This is a genomic window from Nguyenibacter vanlangensis, assembly GCF_013376155.1.
In the GTDB taxonomy this organism is placed as follows: domain Bacteria; phylum Pseudomonadota; class Alphaproteobacteria; order Acetobacterales; family Acetobacteraceae; genus Gluconacetobacter; species Gluconacetobacter vanlangensis.
This window is the reverse complement of the sequence record NZ_JABXXP010001165.1, coordinates 1-620: the sequence shown is the minus strand read 5'-3', so window position 1 is coordinate 620 and position 620 is coordinate 1. Positions and strand designations below refer to the sequence as shown.

At 71.5% G+C, this 620-nt stretch carries 1 protein-coding gene; it reads left to right on the top strand.

Annotation, left to right across the window (positions count from 1 at the left end; translation table 11 throughout):
- Nucleotides 1-620 (top strand): uroporphyrinogen-III C-methyltransferase (cobA, locus tag HUK84_RS21900; protein WP_176642005.1); only part of this gene is annotated, 620 nt, incomplete at both ends.

The following is a 620-nucleotide window of genomic DNA, read 5'->3' as shown; positions in this document are numbered from 1 at the left end:
GACCGCGCGGCAGGTGCTGGACGGGCTGCTGGACGGCGTGGCGGTGGGCGGCGAGGTGTGGCTGGTGGGTGCCGGGCCGGGGGATGCCGATCTGCTGACCCTGCGGGCGCTGCATCTGATGCAGAATGCGGATTCGGTGCTGTACGACCAGTTGCTGCCGCCCGAATTGCTGGACCGGGTGCGGCGCGACGCCGAGCGCGTGTTCGTGGGCAAGCAGCGCGACCGGCACACCATGCCGCAGGAGCAGATCAATGCCGAGTTGATCCGCCGGGCGCGGGCGGGCGAGCGGGTGCTGCGCCTGAAGGGGGGCGATCCGTTCATTTTCGGCCGGGGCGGCGAGGAGATCGAGGCGCTGATGGCGGCCGGCGTTCCGTTCCAGGTCGTGCCCGGGATCACCGCGGCCAGCGGCTGCGCGGCCTATGCCGGGATTCCGCTGACGCATCGGGATTGCGCGCAATCCTGCCTGTTCGTGACCGGGCATGCGCGCCGCGACGGCACGCTGGACCTGCCCTGGGAGAGCATGGCGCGGCCGGGGCAGACGATCGCGATCTATATGGGTGTGACGGCGCTGCCGGAATTGTGCGCCATGCTGGTGCGGCACGGGCTGCCGCCGGACTGGC